Origin of the sequence: Actinokineospora baliensis, assembly GCF_016907695.1 — a bacterium.
Taxonomy (GTDB): domain Bacteria; phylum Actinomycetota; class Actinomycetes; order Mycobacteriales; family Pseudonocardiaceae; genus Actinokineospora; species Actinokineospora baliensis.
Genome location: NZ_JAFBCK010000001.1, coordinates 4,942,430 through 4,960,774, shown reverse-complemented (window position 1 = coordinate 4,960,774; position 18,345 = coordinate 4,942,430). Strand labels below are relative to the sequence as shown.

At 66.5% G+C, this 18,345-nt stretch carries 17 protein-coding genes; 8 read left to right on the top strand and 9 right to left on the bottom strand.

What is annotated here, in order from left to right:
* The first annotated feature begins 22 nt into the window (after window positions 1-22).
* The 3 genes from gadC to JOD54_RS22680 all read left to right on the top strand — a co-directional run bounded on the left by gadC (window position 23) and on the right by JOD54_RS22680 (window position 4,246).
* The gene (gene gadC, locus JOD54_RS22690; protein ID WP_204452909.1) at window positions 23-1,438 is read left to right on the top strand and encodes a glutamate/gamma-aminobutyrate antiporter GadC; all 1,416 of its coding nucleotides are present in this window, start codon (window positions 23-25) and stop codon (window positions 1,436-1,438) included.
* On the top strand, window positions 1,438-2,814 hold the full coding sequence (locus tag JOD54_RS22685; RefSeq protein ID WP_239573474.1) for a dipeptidase: 1,377 nt from the start codon (window positions 1,438-1,440) through the stop codon (window positions 2,812-2,814). The genes gadC and JOD54_RS22685 overlap by 1 nt, the downstream gene beginning before the upstream one ends.
* A 73-nt stretch (window positions 2,815-2,887) precedes the next feature.
* Complete coding sequence (locus JOD54_RS22680; protein WP_204452907.1) at window positions 2,888-4,246, top strand: MFS transporter; 1,359 nt, start codon at window positions 2,888-2,890, stop codon at window positions 4,244-4,246.
* Here the strand turns inward: JOD54_RS22680 and JOD54_RS36065 are convergent.
* The 3 genes from JOD54_RS36065 to JOD54_RS22665 all read right to left on the bottom strand — a co-directional run bounded on the left by JOD54_RS36065 (window position 4,226) and on the right by JOD54_RS22665 (window position 5,250).
* Complete coding sequence (locus JOD54_RS36065) at window positions 4,226-4,459, bottom strand: helix-turn-helix domain-containing protein (protein WP_372440414.1); 234 nt, start codon at window positions 4,457-4,459, stop codon at window positions 4,226-4,228. The genes JOD54_RS22680 and JOD54_RS36065 overlap by 21 nt on opposite strands.
* A 97-nt stretch (window positions 4,460-4,556) precedes the next feature.
* On the bottom strand, window positions 4,557-4,937 hold the full coding sequence (locus JOD54_RS22670; RefSeq protein WP_204452902.1) for a helix-turn-helix domain-containing protein: 381 nt from the start codon (window positions 4,935-4,937) through the stop codon (window positions 4,557-4,559).
* A gap of 61 nt (window positions 4,938-4,998) precedes the next feature.
* Window positions 4,999-5,250, bottom strand: a complete 252-nt coding sequence (locus JOD54_RS22665) for a hypothetical protein (protein ID WP_204452900.1) — start codon at window positions 5,248-5,250, stop codon at window positions 4,999-5,001.
* 208 nt (window positions 5,251-5,458) lie between these two features.
* Here JOD54_RS22665 and JOD54_RS22660 point away from each other — a divergent pair, with 208 nt between their 5' ends.
* On the top strand, window positions 5,459-6,643 hold the full coding sequence (locus tag JOD54_RS22660; protein ID WP_204452898.1) for a helix-turn-helix domain-containing protein: 1,185 nt from the start codon (window positions 5,459-5,461) through the stop codon (window positions 6,641-6,643).
* Here JOD54_RS22660 and JOD54_RS22655 read toward each other — a convergent pair.
* Window positions 6,640-7,458 carry an alpha/beta hydrolase gene (locus JOD54_RS22655; protein ID WP_307860215.1) on the bottom strand — a complete coding sequence of 273 codons (819 nt, stop codon included), beginning with the start codon at window positions 7,456-7,458 and terminating at the stop codon, window positions 6,640-6,642. The two genes, JOD54_RS22660 and JOD54_RS22655, sit on opposite strands and share 4 nt — an antisense overlap.
* A gap of 190 nt (window positions 7,459-7,648) precedes the next feature.
* Here JOD54_RS22655 and JOD54_RS22650 point away from each other — a divergent pair, with 190 nt between their 5' ends.
* Both JOD54_RS22650 and JOD54_RS22645 read left to right on the top strand, forming a co-directional pair.
* Window positions 7,649-8,761: a helix-turn-helix domain-containing protein gene (locus JOD54_RS22650; protein ID WP_239573473.1), complete on the top strand. Its 1,113-nt coding sequence runs from the start codon at window positions 7,649-7,651 to the stop codon at window positions 8,759-8,761.
* Between the two features lie 8 nt (window positions 8,762-8,769).
* Complete coding sequence (locus JOD54_RS22645) at window positions 8,770-9,522, top strand: 5-formyltetrahydrofolate cyclo-ligase (protein WP_307860214.1); 753 nt, start codon at window positions 8,770-8,772, stop codon at window positions 9,520-9,522.
* A gap of 16 nt (window positions 9,523-9,538) precedes the next feature.
* Here JOD54_RS22645 and JOD54_RS22640 read toward each other — a convergent pair whose 3' ends face one another.
* The 4 genes from JOD54_RS22640 to JOD54_RS22625 form a co-directional block, all read right to left on the bottom strand.
* Window positions 9,539-10,030, bottom strand: a complete 492-nt coding sequence (locus JOD54_RS22640) for an NUDIX hydrolase (RefSeq protein WP_204452889.1) — start codon at window positions 10,028-10,030, stop codon at window positions 9,539-9,541.
* Window positions 10,031-10,103: 73 nt separating this feature from the next.
* Window positions 10,104-10,943, bottom strand: a complete 840-nt coding sequence (locus tag JOD54_RS22635) for an endonuclease/exonuclease/phosphatase family protein (protein WP_204452887.1) — start codon at window positions 10,941-10,943, stop codon at window positions 10,104-10,106.
* Complete coding sequence (gene tmk / locus JOD54_RS22630; protein ID WP_204452884.1) at window positions 10,934-11,572, bottom strand: dTMP kinase; 639 nt, start codon at window positions 11,570-11,572, stop codon at window positions 10,934-10,936. The genes JOD54_RS22635 and tmk overlap by 10 nt, the downstream gene beginning before the upstream one ends.
* Window positions 11,569-12,681, bottom strand: coding sequence for a radical SAM protein (locus JOD54_RS22625; RefSeq protein ID WP_204452882.1), 1,113 nt, complete (start codon window positions 12,679-12,681; stop codon window positions 11,569-11,571). The genes tmk and JOD54_RS22625 overlap by 4 nt, the downstream gene beginning before the upstream one ends.
* A gap of 187 nt (window positions 12,682-12,868) precedes the next feature.
* On the opposite strand from JOD54_RS22625, the gene JOD54_RS22620 reads away from it, so the two are divergent.
* Complete coding sequence (locus tag JOD54_RS22620; protein WP_204452881.1) at window positions 12,869-13,948, top strand: LysR family transcriptional regulator; 1,080 nt, start codon at window positions 12,869-12,871, stop codon at window positions 13,946-13,948.
* 40 nt (window positions 13,949-13,988) lie between these two features.
* A complete protein-coding gene (locus JOD54_RS22615; RefSeq protein ID WP_204452880.1) occupies window positions 13,989-14,939 on the top strand; it encodes a LysR family transcriptional regulator in 951 nt (316 codons plus the stop codon).
* A gap of 801 nt (window positions 14,940-15,740) precedes the next feature.
* On the opposite strand, the gene JOD54_RS22610 is transcribed toward JOD54_RS22615, so the two are convergent.
* Window positions 15,741-18,215, bottom strand: coding sequence for a collagenase (locus tag JOD54_RS22610; protein WP_204452879.1), 2,475 nt, complete (start codon window positions 18,213-18,215; stop codon window positions 15,741-15,743).
* Window positions 18,216-18,345: the final 130 nt, after the last annotated feature.

The following is an 18,345-nucleotide window of genomic DNA, read 5'->3' as shown; positions in this document are numbered from 1 at the left end:
GACCAGCGCGCAGGAGGTCGGGATGAGCAGCCTGCCCACCGATCGATCACCCGCGCGGCCGAGCTGGATCTCCTGGGTCGCGCTGGCGTTGATGACCACCAGCTCGGTCGCCAGCCTGCGACCGGCGCCCACGATGGCCATCTACGGGCTCGCGTGCGTGTTCCTCTACTTGGTTCCGGCGCTCGTGTTCCTGTTACCGACCTCGCTGGTGTCCGCCGAGCTCGCCTCTGGCTGGAAGGGCGGCGTCTACAACTGGGTGGCGCGCGGGATCTCGAAGCCGATGGGCTTCCTCGCTGTCTGGTGCCAGTTCGCGATGACGATCTTCTACTACCCCAGCCTGCTCGGGTACGTCGCCAGCACGCTCGCCTACGTGTTCACCCCCTCGCTGGCGGGCAACGGCCTGTGGACGGCGTCGGTCATCGTCATCACCTACTGGGCAGGTGTCTGGATCTCCTCACGGGGCACCAAGGGCGTGGCCGGTCTGGCCAGCGGCGGCCTGATCATCGGCACGCTCGTACCGGGCGCACTGCTGGTCCTGCTCGGGTTCGTATTCCTGGGGCAGGGCAACGCGTCCGCCGCGCCGATGACCGCAGACCACCTGCTGCCCGCGTGGACAGGTTTGGCTAGCCTTGTGCTGATCGTCAACAACTTCCTGTCCTACTCGGGCATGGAGATGAACGCGGTGCACGTGTCCTCGCTGCGCGACCCGGCGAAGGGGTTCCCGCGCGCCATGTTCCTGGCGATGGGCTTGGTGCTGCTGATCTTCATCCTGCCCGCGCTGGCCATCAGCTGGGTGATCCCGGCCGACCAGCTCTCGCTCACCGCCGGGGTGATGCAGGCCTTCGACGCGGTGTTCGCGCACTTCGGGTGGCAGTTCCTGACGCCGGTCATCGGAATCATGCTGGTCATCGCCTCGCTCGGCGGCATGCTGACCTGGTTGGCCGGTCCGTCGAAGGGCCTGCTGCTGATCTCCCGCCAGGAGGGCTACCTACCGCCGGTGCTGCAGCGGCTCAACAAGAACGGCGTCCAGCAGAACATCTTGGTGGCGCAGGGGTTGATCACCACGGGGATCGCGTTGCTGTACGCGTTCATCCCGGACGTCTCCAGCGCGTACTGGATCTTCTCGGTGATCACCACGCAGGTCTACCTGATCATGTACCTGCTGCTGTTCGTCGCCGCTGTCCGGTTGCGGCGCAAGGAACCCGAGCACCCCAGGGGGTTCCGGGCGCCGATGCTGGTGGGCCTGTGCGGGGTCGGGTTCACCGCGTCGCTGGCCGCGCTGCTGGTCGGGTTCATCCCGCCGTCGCAGTTCAGCTCGGGCAACACCGGGCTGTACCTGCTGGTCGTCGGCGGCGGTGCCATCGGGCTCGGCATCGTGGTGCCACTGCTGTTCTACCGGCTCCGCAAACCGTCGTGGAAGATGGAGGTGGCGACCTGATGGCCCAACCGCACATGGAGTACGTGGACCTGGAGGCGCGCGTCGCGGGGCTGATGCCGCGGGCACGTGCGGAGCTCGCGGAACTCGTCGCATTCCGGTCAGTGGCCGACCCGCGGCTGTTCCCGCGCGAGGAATGCGATCGAGCGGCCGAGTGGGTTCGGAGCCACTTCGCCGAACTTGGGTTCGCCGACGCGCGCTTGGTCAAGACCTCGGACGGCAGTTCCGCGGTCATCGGATCGCGGCCCTGCGCCAATCCCGGCGCACCCACGGTGTTGCTGTACGCGCACTACGACGTTCAGCCACCACTCGACGAGGCCGCGTGGCGCACTCCGCCCTTCCAGCTCACCGATTCCGGAAGTCGTTGGTATGGAAGGGGCAGTGCGGATTGCAAGGGGAACATCATCATGCACCTCACAGCGTTGCGCGCCCTCGACGACGACATCCCGGTCAACCTCAAACTGGTCGTGGAGGGTTCGGAGGAACAGGGCACCGGCGGGCTCGAGGACCTGGTGGTCGCCAGTCCCGGTGTGCTGCGGGCGGACGCGATCCTGGTGTGCGACACGGGGAACGCGGCCGTCGGTCGACCCGCGGCGACGGTCAGCCTCCGCGGCATGGTCAATGTCGTGGTCACCGTGGAGGCGTTGTCGTCAGAGCTGCACTCCGGCATGTTCGGCGGGGCGGCGCCAGATGCCCTCGCCGCGCTCGTGCACATCCTGGCGACATTGCGCGACCGGGAAGGCAACACCACGGTGACCGGTGTGCCAGGTGGACAGACCTGGTCCGGGGAGCAGTACCCGACCGACCAGTTCCGGTTCGACGCGGGCGTTCCCGACGGGATCGCGGTGCTCGGCAGCGGTGCTGTTTCGGACATGCTGTGGGCGCGGCCCGCGCTGACCATCCTCGGGATCGACTGCCCACCGGTGGTGGGCTCGACGGCGGCGATCACCCCAAGAGCCGCTGCCCGACTCAACCTGCGGATCCCGCCGGGGACCGACCCGGACGAAGCCGAGGCCGCGCTCGTCGCGCACCTGCACGCCGCCGCGCCCTGGGGCGTCCGGGTTTCCGTTGAGCCGGAGGCGAAAGGGCCGCCGTTCAGCGCGAGCCAAGCTGGTCCGGCCTACCAGGCGCTCGCCGCCGCGATGGCCGAGGCATACGGCACGCCGATAACCACCCTCGGCCAGGGCGGGTCGATCCCGCTCTGCGCCACGCTCGCGGACACCTATCCGGACGCGGAGATCGTCCTAATAGGAGTCGAGGAGCCCCGGTCGCTCATCCACGCGCCCAACGAAAGCGTGTCACCCGCCGAGATCGCCGCGATGGCCCGCACCGAAGCGGTCTTCCTCCGGCGGTACGCAAAGCTGTTCGACACCGCGTGAATCACCGCGCTGCCCACGACAGCCGGTCGTGGGCAGCGCGGTTCCCCTTTGCCCGCTTGGAGGTACTCCGCCGATGACCGAGACGAGCAAACGCCTGAGGGCGGTGCTGATCCCGTTGGCGCTCGCGCAGTTCATCTGCAGCTTCGCGGGCTCGAACATGAACGTGATGATCCACGACATCAGCACCGACCTCGGCACCACCGTGCACGGCGTGCAGGTGACGATCACGATCTTCCTGCTGGTGATGGCGGCGCTGATGCTGCCGGGCGGCAAGCTGACCGACCGGTACGGCCGCAAGCGGTGCTTCATCGCGGGCCTGTCGATCTACGGGGTGGGCGCCGTCATCAGCGCGCTCGCACCGAACCTCGGCGTGCTCATCCTGGGCAACTCGATCCTGGAGGGCGTCGGCACCGCACTGCTCATCCCACCCGTGTACATCCTGGCCACGGTCCTCTACCCCGACCTGACCACCCGAGCCAGAGCGTTCGGCGCCATCATGGCGATGGGCGGCATCGGCGCCGCCGCAGGCCCCCTCATCGGCGGCCTGATCACCTCCGCCCTGAGCTGGCGCGCCGCCTTCGCCTTCCAGGCCCTCGTCATCCTGGCGATCGTCCTATTGAGCCGGTCAATCACCGACCCCCTCCCCGCCGACCCCACCCGCACCCTGGACGTCACCGGCACCATCCTGTCCGCCGTCGGCCTGGTCCTGCTCGTCGGCGGGATCCAGTTCGCCTCCCACAACGTGTGGGTGATGCTGGGCCTGTTGCTCGCGGGAGCCCTCACCCTCCTCTGGTTCTTCCGCTCCGTCCGCGACAAGGAAATCATCGGCCGAGAACCCTTGGTCCCCACCACCATCTTCCGCAACCGGACATCCAACCTAGGCCTCATCACCCAGAACGCCCAATGGCTGGTCCTCATGGGCATCTCCTTCGTGACCTCGGTATACCTCCAGGTCGTCCGCGGCTACGACGCCATCCAGACCGGAGTGATCTTCACCTCCGCCACCGTCGGCTTGCTGGCGTCCTCCCTCTCAGCCGAACGCCTCGCCCGCAGGCGACCACAACGGACTCTCGTAATGGCGGGGTTTGTCCTGACTGTGGCGGGAATCGTGACACTGCTCGTGCTGGTCGGCGCGTTCCCGACGCCTTGGGCGAGCATCCCCGGGCTGCTGCTGATCGGACTCGGACTGGGCGTGATGCTGACGCCGTCGGTGAACATCGTGCAGTCGAGCTTCCCAGAACCATTGCAGGGCAGCATATCCGGCGTATCGCGCAGCGTCTCGAACCTGGGATCGGCACTGGGGACAGCGATCGCGGGAACCATCCTGCTCGCGAACCCCGCGGGGCACGGGTTCCTGGTTGCGATGGTGGTGCTCGCCGTGATCGCAATGGGCGGACTGGTCGCGTCGGCCCTATTGCCTCCGTCGGGGTGACGTCCGACGGACGATGGTGACCGTAGGTTCAGTGGGTGTGCTCGCGATATGGCGAAGGTGGTCGGGATCGAGTTGGAGGGCGCGGGACAGTCGGGCGAGGGTGAGCGAGTGGCGATCGCGTTGGGTCGTGTTGCGGACGAGTTCGTTGATGGTGGTGGGTGAGACTCGGGATCGCGCGGCGAGTTGTTGGATGTCGATGTCCAAGTGGAGCATGCGTTGTTTCATGGTGATCGCGACGGCGGTCCAGTTGTCGGCGAACCTGTGAGGTTGGTGGAGTGTCATGGTGTCCCAGTGTGGACGTGTGGTCAGGTCAATCGCGGCGGGTGTTGTGCAGGATTATCGCTAGGTCGATTCGGAACTCTTGGAGCGCGTCCGCGATCTCGGTCAGGCGCCGTTCCACGGCTGCGAGTCGTGCTGTCACGGGGTCTTCCTCCGGGCTGTCGTCGGGAAGTGGTGGGGTGCGGCCCATCAGGAGCAGAGACAGGTGGTCGGGGTGGAGTTGGAGGGCGACGGAGAGGGCTTCCAGGGTCCGGGCGCTGCGGTTGCGTTGAACGGTGTTGTACTGCAGTTCGCGGATGATGGCTTGCGAGACGTGTGAGCGTTCAGCGAGTTCGTGTTGGCTCATGTTCAGCTCCGCCACGCGTTCGGCGATGCAGCGGGCGATGACGGGCCAGTCGAGAGATGAACTCATGTGTCCTCGGCCCTGCCACGGAGCCGACTCGTCTTGTCGGCTCCGTGGTGGATCACCATGACTACCGAGCGGACATGCCGTTGGTTACCAGGGGCGCGGCACGCAGTGGGCTGGATTCCGAGAGCTCCAGCAGGACGGTCCTCGCCAGGTCGGCGAAGGTGCTGAGCGAGTCGCGGCTGAAGGTCATCACCTGCCCGCCGCCCAGGCGACCACCGAAGGTGAAGTCGACACCGCCGTCGTTGTTGATCTCGTAGTCGACGGCGCACCCCGAGGTGATCGTGGTGTAGACGTCGACGGTCGGGTTCTGGATCATGTGGAGCCTCACTGTGCTCGCGGGAAGACGGGTGCCAGTCCCGCATCGGGCATTCGACAAGAATTGGACCGGCATCCCGTCCACCGGAACAGAACACCGATGTAGCAGTCCTGCTACACGGCGACATCTACAGCCCAGTCACCCATTTGCGCTCATTCGCGTCAATTTTCGCGAACGGCGGCAACAATCACTGTGCGACACTGAAGCCATGGCACCATCGCGCCGCCGTTTGACCAAGCTGCGAAGGGCAGCTGGCCACACGCAAGAGAGTCTTGCCGCCGAGCTGCTGGTCGCTCGGATCACGGTGTACCGCTGGGAAGCGGGCTTGACAGTCCCGCAAGCCACGTTGCTGCCTGATCTGGCTGGAGTCCTCGGGGTTTCGCCGATCGAGCTGGACGCCGCTCTCTCCGCCGACCGGGTAACAGCGGGTGCCTACGTCGGGCAGGCACCGGACGAAGACGTCGATCATGTGGTCAAGGCGCTGACCGCGGGCGCCCGATACTTCGACGGCGCGGTGGTGGACTACTTCCGGCGTCAGCTCGCCGCCTCCATGGCCCATGACGGGACCGACGGGCCGCGAGCGGCACTCCCTGGCGTTCTCGCGCTGATGCGATCGGTCGAGGAGCACGCGGGGGAAGTCACGATCCCCGTGCGCAAAGACCTGCTCGCCTTTGGTGCACAGGGGGCGGAGTTCGCTGGTTGGTTGTTCCGCGACAGCGACGACCTGGAGCGGGCTACGTATTGGTACGACCGGGCGATGGAGTGGTCGCAGGAGGCTGGCGACTTCGGGATGCAGGGCTACATGCTTTTGAAGAAGTCACAGATGGCCTACGACGCCAGAAACGCCGCGAAGGTAGCGTCGTTGGCCCAGGCCGCCCAGCACCTGCCGTGGCCGGTTCCGGCCAAGGTCCGCGCGGAGGTGACTCAACAGGAGGCTCTGGGCTTGGCCATGATCGGGGAGCCACTCGACCTGGTGCACCGCAAACTTGATGAAGCCGGTGCGGTGCTGGCCAGCGACTCTGGTGATGACACCGATGTGCCCAACGCGTACTTCAACGACAGTACCTTGCAACTCCGCAACGCCAGCACCCTCACCGAGGCGGGGCGCCCCGGCGAGGCGGCGACGCTGTTCGGCGACATCCTCGCCACTGGGACTTTGTCGAGGCGCGATGCCGCGTACTTCTTCGCACGCCGTGCTGCGGCTCTGGCATTGAGCGGGGAGCCGGACGAAGCCGCGGCGGTGGGCATGCACTCGGCTTCGGAGGCGCGGACCACGAGATCCCAACGAACGGTCAACGTCCTGCGCGATCTGCAGGTCAGCCTCACCCCATGGCGTGGCCGCCCTCTGGTCCGCGATCTTCGGGACGCAGTTCACCAGGTGACCGCGCCCTAGGCGATGAGCCAATCCTTGACGGCCTTGATGACTTCAGCCTGCCAGACTTGGCTCTGGGGGTGGAGGTAGTGAGGATCGTCGTGGACGGCGAAACCGTGTTGTGCTCCGTCGATCTCCAGCAGTCGGTGCTCGGCGGTCAGGTGGTTGATGGCGGCGCGGGAGTTTTCGATGTCCACGAAGGTGTCGTGGGTTCCGTGGACGACGAGCGTCGGAGCCTGGATCTTGTGGATGTTCTCGTGCGGCTTGAGCCAGAACACCTCGTTGAAGATGGCGCTGCCGTGCTTGAAGGTCGGCGTGAAGTCGATGTACCCGCGCTCGGCCAACTCGTGTGCGACGGCAGCGTCGAGTTGGTCGTTGGTCCAGTAAGCGCGGCTGTCGATCGTGCGCTTCTTGTAGTCGAACTGCGGGTTGAGCAGCACGAGCCGTTGGACCTCGCTCGGCCTCATCCCGGCGTAGTAACCGGTGATGCCGCCGCCGAAGCTCGTGCCCAGCAGGCACACGCGTTCATGCCCTGTGCGCTGGCGCAGGTAGTCAGCGACCACACGGATGTCGTTGAGCACCATGGACAGTGTCAAGTCCTGCTGGCGTCCCCCGCTCTCGCCATGTCCACGCAGGTCGAACCGCAACGACGCGACACCAGACTCGGCCACCCCCTCGGCAAGGCGCGTGAAGAACCCGCCCTCTTCACGCGTCACGCCTCCGCCATGCACCATCACCAGGCTTCGCTGTTGCTGGGTCGCTGGCAGGACCAGTGTCCCGGCGAGGGTGAGGCCGTCGAGAGTGCGAACCTTGACGTTCTCGCTGGTCGAAGGCACCGGTCGACTCCTCGAGAGGATGGTGGTCATTACCTGCCAACCCTAGTCGCCCTCGCCCCCACGACGGTGACCAACCGTTCGGACATGTCAATAGCCCAGTCACCCGTTCGCGTTTGTTCGCGTCAACTTTCACGAACGGCAGCAATAGTCACTGTGCGACACTCAGACCATGGCATCACCACGCCGCCGCTTGACCAAGCTGCGACGAGCAGCTGGTCACACACAGGAGAGTCTTGCCGCCGCATTGCTCGTCGCGCGGATCACGGTGTATCGCTGGGAGGCAGGTCTGACAGTGCCGCAGGCTGGCATGTTGCCGGACCTCGCCGAACTGTTGAGCGTCTCACCAGCGGAATTGGACACATTGTTCGCTACCTCGTCGGTCGACGACAGGGTGCAGCACGGAACGCCGGACCAGCCATCGGTGGCCGATCTTCGGCAGGTGGTAGAAGGAGTCGGCCACCGGTACGACCAGACACCAGCCGCGTCGTTGCTGGTCATCGCTGGCAAGGCGCTGGCGCAGGTAACAGAATCTGTGCGCGGCGGCGCCCGTGGCCGCGCTCGATATGAGCTCTGCGCTGTCGAGGCCGAAGCGGCGACCCTCGCGGGTCAGCTGATCTGGGATGCATCGCAGCGTCGCGATCACCACAGCGCCCACGCGTACTTCCAGCAGGCTGTTGATGCGGCCGAAGAGATCGGCGACGCCGCCGCAGCTGGTGCGGCCCGGTTGCGCATGAGCTACCTGTTCTTGTATGGCCAGCGAGACCCACGATCTGGTCGTGATCTCACCGCGCATGTCGCGGACGTCGCTGTGGGCGCTAGTCGCACTGTCGCTGGTCTGGCACATCTCCACAATGCCGAGGCACACGCCATGCTGGGAGATGCTTCCGAGTGTGAGAAGGCACTGGGACGAGCGGAGACGCTGCTGGCGGGGGCAACTGGGGATGATTCACGAGCGAACCTCCTCTCCGAGGGCCAGTTCAACCGAGTGGCAGGGTCTTGCTACCTCGAACTTGGGGATGGGCTTCAAGCCCGCCGCCGCCTCCAGGACGCAGCTCGCGTGAGCGGACGTTCCAGCAAGTCGCGCGCGATCGTCCTGGGTAACCTGGCTCTAACGCACCTGCGTGGAGGTGATGTCGACGCCTCCGTCGCGGCGCTGCACGAGGCGATCGACATCATCGAGACGACTAGAGGTGGTGGGGCGATGACCATCGCGTTTCGCGCCGGTCGCGAGCTGCGACCGTGGCGGGCGAGCACGCGGGTGCACGAGGTGCAGGACCGGTTGCTGTCGTTGTTCTCAGGATGAGGGGTCAAGTGTCGAGTCGCTCCGCCGTTGATCTCAAGGGCGTTGCCCGCCGCGAGGTGTGGGCCGCGTTGACGGCGGCGGGAGCTGTGCGTGACGAGGATGTGTTCGGACGGATACCCGATTTCATCGGCGCCGACAGCGCGGCTCAGCGGCTTGCCGATATGCCTGCGTGGAAGGCTGCCCGGGTGGTGAAGGTCGTACCGGACAAGGCACAGCGACCTGTCCGGATTCGGGCGCTGCGGGAGGGGAAGACCGTCTACATGGCGGTTCCCAAGTTGGCGTCTCGTCGGCCGTTCTACGTGCTGGATCCAGCAGTGCTATCCGTGTCGGCCGAGGAGGCTGTCGACCCGGAGGTCGCCGCTGAGGTCGCTCCAACGGTCGACGTTGATCAGCTCAACGAGGTCGATCTGGTCGTGTGCGGGAGCGTGGTGGTGAACCGCGCGGGTGTGCGTTTGGGCAAGGGGGCGGGCTACGCCGACATCGAACTCGCGCTTCTCCAAGAGGCTGGTCTGGTCCGCGCGGACACCTTGATCACTTCGACCGTGCACCCACTGCAGGTTGTTGACGGCAGCCTCCCCGAAGGTCCGCACGACTTCAGCATGGACGTGATCGTCACGGCCGACGAGACCATCGCCTGTAGCCCACCTCGGCGTCCGCCAGGGATCCTGTGGGATCGCCTAGACGTGGACAAGATCGCCGCGATACCCGCGTTGGCTGCACGGATGCCGCATGTCCGAACGGGAGACGTGCCGGCCGAGTGAACTCCTGGCCGCACGGTCAGTCGGTGAGGGTGAGGGGTTCTGGGCTGAACTGGTTGTTGAGGAGGTCCTGCAGGAGTACCGGGAGGGTCGGGGGCAGGAGTTTGTCCTGGCAGAGGTGAAGATCCTGCGGCTTCCACCAGCGGCGTTCGATGAGCCCAGCTCTTTCATTGGCTGTGGGTTTGAGCGAAGTCTGGGGTGTTGTGGTGGCGGTTCGGGCAAGGAAGACGTGGTCGATGCGGTGGTGGGCGCGGCCTTTGTAGTTGAAGCGGCTTTCGCGGATCCAGAGTCTGCGGCCGAGGTCTGTCAGGACTATGCCAGTTTCCTCGGCTACTTCTCGGCGTGCGGCGGTGTGGAGGTCTTCATCGGGGTCGAGACCGCCACCGGGGAGTTCCCACCAGTGGTGGGTGGGGTCGGTGGGGTCGAGGGCATGGATGAGCAGGACGCGATCGGTGGGGTCCAAGAGCAGGACACGGGCGCCGACGCGGGGGGTTGTGATGCGGGTGGGCATGGCGTGGGCTGGTCCTCGCGGTCCGCGGGCGGGCGTGGTGTGCCTGCGGGCCAGACCGTGGCGGAACGCTGACCTAGAACAAGGTCGGCTCCGGCTCGGCATGCGCACCCGCCGTGGCGGGATCGGACGTTATCAGGCGTGCGGTGGCAGTCAGGGTCAGACGCACCGTTAGTGCGGAATGATCTGTAAGTCGGGTGCCGTCCGTCGCTAGAGCTCTGGTTTCGTGGAGGTACTCGCAGGCGAGCAAGGCATCGGCTAGTGCTTGAGTGCCGTGAGCGTGGTCGTAGCGATAGCCCAGTTCCGCTCGGCGTGCCCAACTGTGCTCGACCTGGTGCGGGTGGAGATGGCGGAACAGGTCGTACAGGCCGTGCCGGTGGGTGAGGTCGGTGTAGAAGTTGTACTCGAATGGCGCGAACTGCCCCTGGTGGGCGGGCTGGTGATCGGGCTCAAGAACGTTGAGGTCCCCGAGCAGCAAGATCGGCGCGGAACCTGCCGTGGTGCTCAGAGCGTGGGTAAAGTGCTTGATCCAGTTCTTCTTCCGCTCGGTCTTGTCGACCGTGGCGTCGCGTGAGGGCACGTAGGCGCCGATCACGCGAACTGGTCCGCTGGTGGTGTCGATGACGACGCCCGCGGCACGTGCGGGGAGGTAGTCCAAGATGCTGGCGACGACATCCGGAATCGTCGGAAGCTTGCTGACGATCATCACGCCGAGTTCTCCAGGAGCGTGCTCGGGGAAGGTCACGCTGAAGCCGGCATCGGTGAACGCCTGTGCGAGGTAGTGGCACCCCGCGGTGGCCTTGGTCTCAGTCAATACCAAAACGTCTTCGGGCCGCTGAGCGAGCCAGCGCAGTTGGCGTTCAGCGCGCTCACGAGACGGAGCGCCGACGTTGACAGACATCAGGTTCAGGGGCATGCCGCGCTCTTCTCAGTCATGGCGTGGTGGACGAGGGACACGATGGCAGCAGCGATGGTCGCGGGTAGCCCGGCGGTAGTCTCCACCGAGGTGACCGGCCACCCCCGCTCGCGCAGTGTGTCGACCGCTCGAATGTAGTGGGTAGTCTCAAGCAGGCTGTTGTCCGCCGCGCGTTCGAAGCGGCTGTGGCCTCCGCGTGCCCTGAGACGAGCATTGATCACCTGCGGGTCTCCGGTGAGAACGATTGCCAGGTCGGGACGGTAGACACCGTGGTTGAGCTGCCACACCACCTCCGCGGGCACGCCGTCGAGGCCCTGAAGTACCAACGAGGAGGCGACGTACCGATCGCACACCACCGCAGTTCCCTCGCGCAGGGCGGGCAGGATCTCGGTTTCGAGTTGGTGGTGGCGATCTGCCGCACACAAGCAGGCCAACGCCATGCCACGGTAGGTGTCCGTCCCATGACGAGCCAGTTCACCCAAGCGGGCACGCGAGGGCTGTGCCGTCGAGTGCACGGACAGCCCAGAGTTTGCGAGCGTCTCGGTGACGATTCGGGCGGTGGTGGACTTGCCCACGCCGCCAGGCCCGTCGAACGTCACCAACAGGCCAGGGAGCCGGGTCGTGCTCATGCCTGCACCACGGGCAACAGCTTGCGCCCAGCTTCGGGCGCGGTGACCGGGCACTGCTCCGCGTCGACATCACCTATTCGCCCGCCCGCTGCGACGATGGCCGCGGGGCACCCCTTGCCGCAGCGGGAACTCAAGGAACAGGCGGTGCAAGTCGGGTTCGCGCCGACTTGGTACCGGTCGTGGAAGCGATAGTCGTCAAGTCTGGTGGCCACATCAGGATCGGTGAAGATGTTACCGACGATGAACTCGGTGTCGGCGTGCCGCGAGCCTGGGGTGCGGGCCGCGAACACCAGGTAGGGGCACACTGTGACCTCGCCGGGGGTGAACACGTAGATGATCGTCCCCGCTTCGCATCCGGCCAGCGGACGACCAGTTGTGTTGGGGAAGCGGATGTGGGCGATGTCGAGATCCGGACCGTCGAAGGGGGCGGTCAGTTCGAAGATTTCGCGCATGTGCAAGGTCGTCTTGGCCAACCTCGCCTGGGACTTGACGCCACGCCCCATGCTGCCGAGCGGGTTGAGCAGCACATAGCGGGCGCCGTGGCTACGCGCGAAGGCGCACAGGCGCGCGTACTCTTCATCCTGGGCCAACGTGTTCGGCGTGCACAGCAATCCCTGCAGAATGCCTGCTGCGGCGAGTTTCTCCACGGTGGCGACCGTGACAGCGAAACTTGCGCGGTCACCGCGAAACTTGCCATGAGAGGCAACTGCGAACCCGTCCAACGAAACATTGCAGTGCACTCCGAGAGCAGCAAGTGCGCTGATCTGGGAGTCATCGACCATGGTAGCGTTGGTACATACACCTACGCTCATTCCTGCGGCCCGAAATGCCGCCACAATGGCCAGGAACTCCGGATGGATCGTCGGCTCCCCTCCGGTCAACGTCACCCGCGTGACGCGGGCGGCGGCCAGCCGAGGGATCACCTTCGCCACAACATCTCCTAGAACCATCCGCTTACCCATTCTCGTCGCCGAGACGAAACAGTGTGCGCAGCGCAGGTTGCAATCCTCATTGATCTGAACCAGCGCCTTGCGAAACGGCTGCTCCACCGTGGTGCGGAAGTAGCAGGACGACGCCACCTCGCCGGTGGCGATGCTGCGAGCGGTCATCGGAAACCTCGCTTCCCCAAGCGATACGCCGAAAGGGCCCGAACGGGCGAAACTTCACGTGATGTCCGCTTGGACACTAGCGCGGTCCGCGATGTCTCGGCGAACATCTCTGGGTCACTCCGGCGCGAACTACGGCCAACAACATTCCAGGTGTTCCAACGGACACCTGCGAACCGCGAGGAGACTCATGCCTGACACCGACTCGTCGGAGGCGCTCATGGCGCTACTGGGCTGTCCACCTCACCTGCTGGATCTCAGCCTGGACCAACTCCGAACCCTTGCCGTGGTGCACGCCACCGGTACCGCCCAACGCGCGGCACGCGCTCTCGGACGCGAGCAATCCAGCGTGCAGAAACAGCTCGACCACCTCAACAAGACCGCCACTCGCCTCGTCGGCGAGGCGCTGGTGGTCAAGCAAGGCCGCGGCAAGGACTTCCTCTTCACAACAACAGGAGACCACCTTGTCGCCCTTGCAAACCGGACACTCACGAACTGGAACGATGCTCTGCACCAAAGCAGGCGACGGCTCGGATCCACCATCACTTTCGGCACCACCGAGTTCACCGTCCAGTTTCTCGGCGCCATCTGGCCCGCACTCCGGCCAGACTTCGAAGCTCGCGGCATCCACCTCACCATCAAACATGTCCGCACCCGCGACCTCTGGCGCACGCTCGACAGCAAGAAGGTCGACATCGTCTGCGGCAGCCTCGCCGCACCACCTGACCAAGCCCCGACCCACGACTACGACTTCCTCGAATGGCACCGCGAACGGGTCGCCCTCCTCACCAACCTCACCACCCGCGAGCTCCCCAATACCCCCGTCACGGCGGCCCAGCTACCCGCGGTCCCCCTGCTCACACCCGCCGCCGGACTCCTGGCCGACTTCCTCACCCGCTGGTACGGCCCTGACCACCACTCCACCCTCAACGTCATCGCGACCATCGACTCCCTCAACTATGGCCTCAACCTCCTCACTGCACGCCTACTCCACGGCTGTCTCCTGACCACCGACCGTGTAGCCGACGCCGCCCTCGACGGTCGCCTCCCAGGGCAAGGCCTGCGCAAACTCACACTCGCCGACGACTACCACCCCCACCTCGAGATCGTCACCGGCATCCTTACCCGCAAGCACGAACGCACCAGCTACACCCCAGACCACCCCCTCAACCTGCTCTGGAACGCTTTCAGCAACGCATCTCCCGCTCGAGCGGTGGCACCGGCGGCGCAACCAGGACGAGGCCAAGGCAGCACTGGACAGAGCGGCTGAGGGTTTCGGTTGGTGTGGTGCGGGATTACCCTGTTCGGCCATGGACCTGGAGATTCGGCACCTGAGGGCGGTCTGCACGATCGCCGAGGCGGGCAGCCTGTCCCAGGGGGCGGCTCGGTTGGGGATATCGCAGCCTTCGTTGTCGACGTTGTTGCAGCGGGTGGAGCGGGTGGTCGGGGGGCGGCTGTTCGAACGCAGCCGGGTGGGGGTGGTGCCCACTGAGCTGGGTGAGGACCTGGTTCGGCGGGCCCGGGTGGTGTTGGCGGAGTTGGACGGGCTCGGGGCCGGGTTGGGGGCTGGTACCGGCGGGCCGGTGCGGTTCGGGACCGTGCACATGGAGTGCGTGACGCCGATGTTTGATCGGGTGGAGCGGTCGTTGGCGGGGGCTCGGGTGTCGATGCAGATCGAGCCGTCTAGTGCGGTGTTGGCTCGGGCGTTGACGTCGGGGAACTTGGACATCGCGGTGTTGGGGGCGGCTGAGGAGCACGACATCCCGTTGCCGCGCGAGGTGGGGCAGCGGATCATCGTGCCGTGGGTGCCGGTGTACGTGGCGTTGTCGGCCGAGCACCCCCTGGCCGGCGGGGATGAGGTGCCGTTGGCCGGGCTCGCGGGTGAGGCGTGGATCTGCCCGCCTGGGGCCGACGACGGGTCGTTGGCGGCGCTGCGGGCGGCGTGCAGGCAAGCGGGGTTCACCCCCGACGTCCGCTTCGAGGTCCCCAGCGGCGGCGGCAGACGGCTGATCGCGACCGGTCGGGCCGTGCAGCTGGTAGAACCGACGTCCCAGGGTGGCCCCGGTATCGCGGTCCGGCCGCTGGCGGGCGAACCGATGCGCATCCGGCTCGTCCTGGCGTGGCACCGCGAGCGGGTCGGGTGGGAGCAGGCGAATCAGGTGTACGGGGAGGTGGTGGCCGCCTACGCCGAGCAGGCCATGGCCAGCCCGGTGTTCCGACCCTGGTGGCAGGAGCACACCGAAGCCCGTCCCCCGGCCTGAACGGCCCTCGCACTGTCGCCACCGGGTCCGGCGAGAGCGGGCGAATCACGGGCACGAGGACGCGACAGTCCAGGCCGAGCACGCACCAGCCAACCCAGTGACCCGCCCCTGATCGCAGTAGCACCCCGAGGATCGCCCTCCAGCCTCACGCGGCCGTGCAGCCCGCGAGGTATCGCCGCTTGGTTCAGCGAGAGCGGGCTGATCACCGGCACGAGGACAGCGGCAGCCCGCGCCGAGCAGGCACAAGCCAACCCAGTGGCCCGCCCCTGATCGCGGGGGCACCCCGAGGCCGCCCTCCAGCCTGAAAGGCCGGGCGCCCCTCGCAACATCGCGACCGGATCCGGCAAGAGCGGCCAACCACCGCCACGAGGGCAGCGGCAGCCCAGGCCGAACAGGCCATGGCCAGGCCAGGCCAGTGTTCCGACCGTGGTGGCAGGAGCACAGCGAGGCCCGCCCGCCAACTGGCGGCGGACCCGCCCGACCACCTCGCGCGGGTCCGAGCCTCAAGCACGCGATCGCCGAGCAACGTCGCAGGGAGCGGTGGAGCGCGAATGCCTGGCGCCGCCGTGGTGATGACCTTGCACCGGGTCACCGCGGCCACGGCAGGCAGGCCACGGATCCTCCTCCTCAAGCGCCTCGCCGGACTCGAAGCCGCAGGTGCGACCGGGCCGACAACCAGGTCCGCACCACCAGCGTCGAACAGGACGACGTCCGACGACGTCGCGCCCCTGCCACCGAGGCCGCATCACGACAAGCCCGCCCCCGGCGTGAGCCGGGGGCGGGCACCCTGCCGCCAGGTGGTCAGTAGCGGGTGGTCACCACCACCCCCGCGCAGTCGGTCGCGCCCTTCAAGCTCACGTACGCGTACCCGGCCGCCGGGCTCGTCACGGTGATCGTTTCCTGGTTGGTCGTGCCGGTGGAGCGGTGGGTGGCGGTGCTGGTGGTCGCCCACGAGCTGCCGCTGAAGTACAGGTCGCAGTTGCCGGTTCCGCCGGAGGCGGTGATCGTCAGTTGGGCCGTTGCGCTCGGGAGGGTCAGGTACAGGTAGTCGTAGTTGCCGCCGGTGGCTGAGCGGTTGGAGCGTTGGCAGTTCTTGCCCAGCACCCTGGCGTCGGAGCCGGTGCACTCGGCCACGCCGCCGCTACCGATGGTTACCGCCTTCGTGAGAGTCCCGGTCGCGCCCTGGTTGTCGGTCACGGTCAGGCGGACCGTGTAGGTGCCGTCGGCCGCGTAGGTGCGGGTGGGTGCGGTCGCGGTCGAGGTGGTGCCGTCGCCGAAGTCCCAGCGGCGGGCGGTGATGGTGCCGTCGGGGTCGGTGGAGCGGTCGGTGAAGGTGACGGTGCGGGCGTTGGTGGAGCTGGTGAAGTCCGCGACCGGCGGGCGGTTCGTGGTGCCACCGCCGCAGCTCCCGGCGGCGCACGCGGCGAGCCAGGTGTACCAGTCGCTGTCGTAGCGGGAGCCGATCGTGGTCTTGAGCAGCGTCCGCGCCGCCGTCCAGTTCCCGGAGCGGTAGTGGCCCAGGACGGCGGTGACGTCCGCGGGATGTGCCTGGATCATGTACCGGACGGCGAGGTAGCCCCACCGGTAGATGCGCGTGGTGTCGTGCGAGTAGGTGGTGTCGAACAGCGTGCTGAGCGCGTACGTCCGCTTGCCCGCCTCGGCGATGGCGGCGTCGTAGGCCACGTTGCGGTACTGGTACGACACGTACTCGGCGAAGCCTTCGATCCACCAGATGGTCGGGGTGGTCACGTTGGAGGTGAAGTCGCCAGCCATGTTGAACCGGCCGTCGAGGTAGTGGGTGTACTCGTGGTTGAGGTTCCAGATCTGGAACGTCGGCCGCAACCACTCCGCCTCGTAGGCGATGAACCGCGCCTGGTTGCCCACCGCCGACGGGTCGCCTTCGAGGTACATGCCGCCGTTGTTGGTGTCGATGCCCCACATCGCGCCCGCGTACGTCTGGTAGTCGGTGCTGGAGTTGTAGACGACCACCTCCAGTGCCGTGTTGCGGTCGCCGGTGACCGGCCCGGGGTCACGGACCACGTTGTGGAAGTAGGCATCCTGGTTGAGCAGGCTCGCGCACGTCTGCGACAGCTCGGCGGCGGTCATCTCCTGGGCGCGGACCCTCAGCGTCGAGGCGCAGGTGTGGTTGATCGGTAGAACCTCTGCCAGCAAACGGTTCTGCAGATCGCACGCGCCGTAGTACGCGCAGTTGGCCTTGTCGTAGCTGTCGACCATCTCCGCGACACCCACCCACAACGGGGCGGTGGCGCCGCGGATCGAGGACGCGTCCATCAGGGCCTTCGCCTTGGGCTTGGAGTTGCTCAGCAGCCCCGGGTGTTGCAGGAACCGGCCGAGTTCACGTCCGGCGTTGGAGGTGAGGTAGCTGCGTTCGCCGGAGAGCAGGCCCAGGTTGCGGATCGCGAAGGCGCGCAGGGTCTCCAGGACGCTCGGGTCGGAGGTCACGGTGCTGACGAACTCGGGGACTTGGTGGCCGCGGAACAGCACGGTGTAGACGTTGTTGACTGCGTTGAGCATCGACCACGACGAGTCGTAGCTGGAGTTGTAGCCGTCGAGCAGCCGCTTCACCACCCACAGGTACCGCGCGTTCTCCTGGGCGCTGTCGATGAGCGTGACCGCTTCGGAAAGGGTCGCGCCGTTGGCCTCGCTCACGGTGAAAGCCCTGGCGTTGTTGAAGAAGTTGTCCAGCCCGGAGCGGATGGCGTTGCGCAGCGCGGACCCGTAGGTGGCGACCACATCGGGGTTGTACCACTGGACGTAGTAACCCGCCCGCAGATAGAGCACGAGCTGCGCGGTACCGGTGGAGTTGTCACCGGGGTAGCTGGATCCGTTGTCCCGCAGACCGTACGCGACATAGGTCATCTGATCCTCGCGGAACGCACGGTTGGCGTCGGTTCCGGTGAGCGAGAACAGCGTGTTCACACAGTCTACTGTGGATGTCCGGATGAAGTCGACCAGAGCCCACCCGCTCCGACTGGTGAACCCGGCCGTGTCACACGCGACCAACGCCTTGGCAGCGGGCACGTCGTAGTCCCGCCTCTCTTCCTTGGACGCGGACACCGGTGTGCGTTCGGCGACCGGCAGCCGCTCCCGCGCCACGTGGACATCCGCGCCGGAGCCCGCGGCAGGTGCGACGGCAGCGCGTGGTGGCGCGACGGGTTGCCCTGAGGCAAGCGGGTTGATCACGACGGCTAACAGGGTCAGGGCACTGGCGACGACGGCCAACACCCCGGCTTTCTTGGCACGCGAAAGGGACATTCGCTTTTCCGTTTCTCGGCACGGCCGCATCGCGGCCACTTCGGCGGAATACGCAGGAACCGCCTGCCCGAGAAGATTCACACGCGGTCCGCGGACGTGGTCATGTCAGCTGTCGATAGCTCGGTGCTAT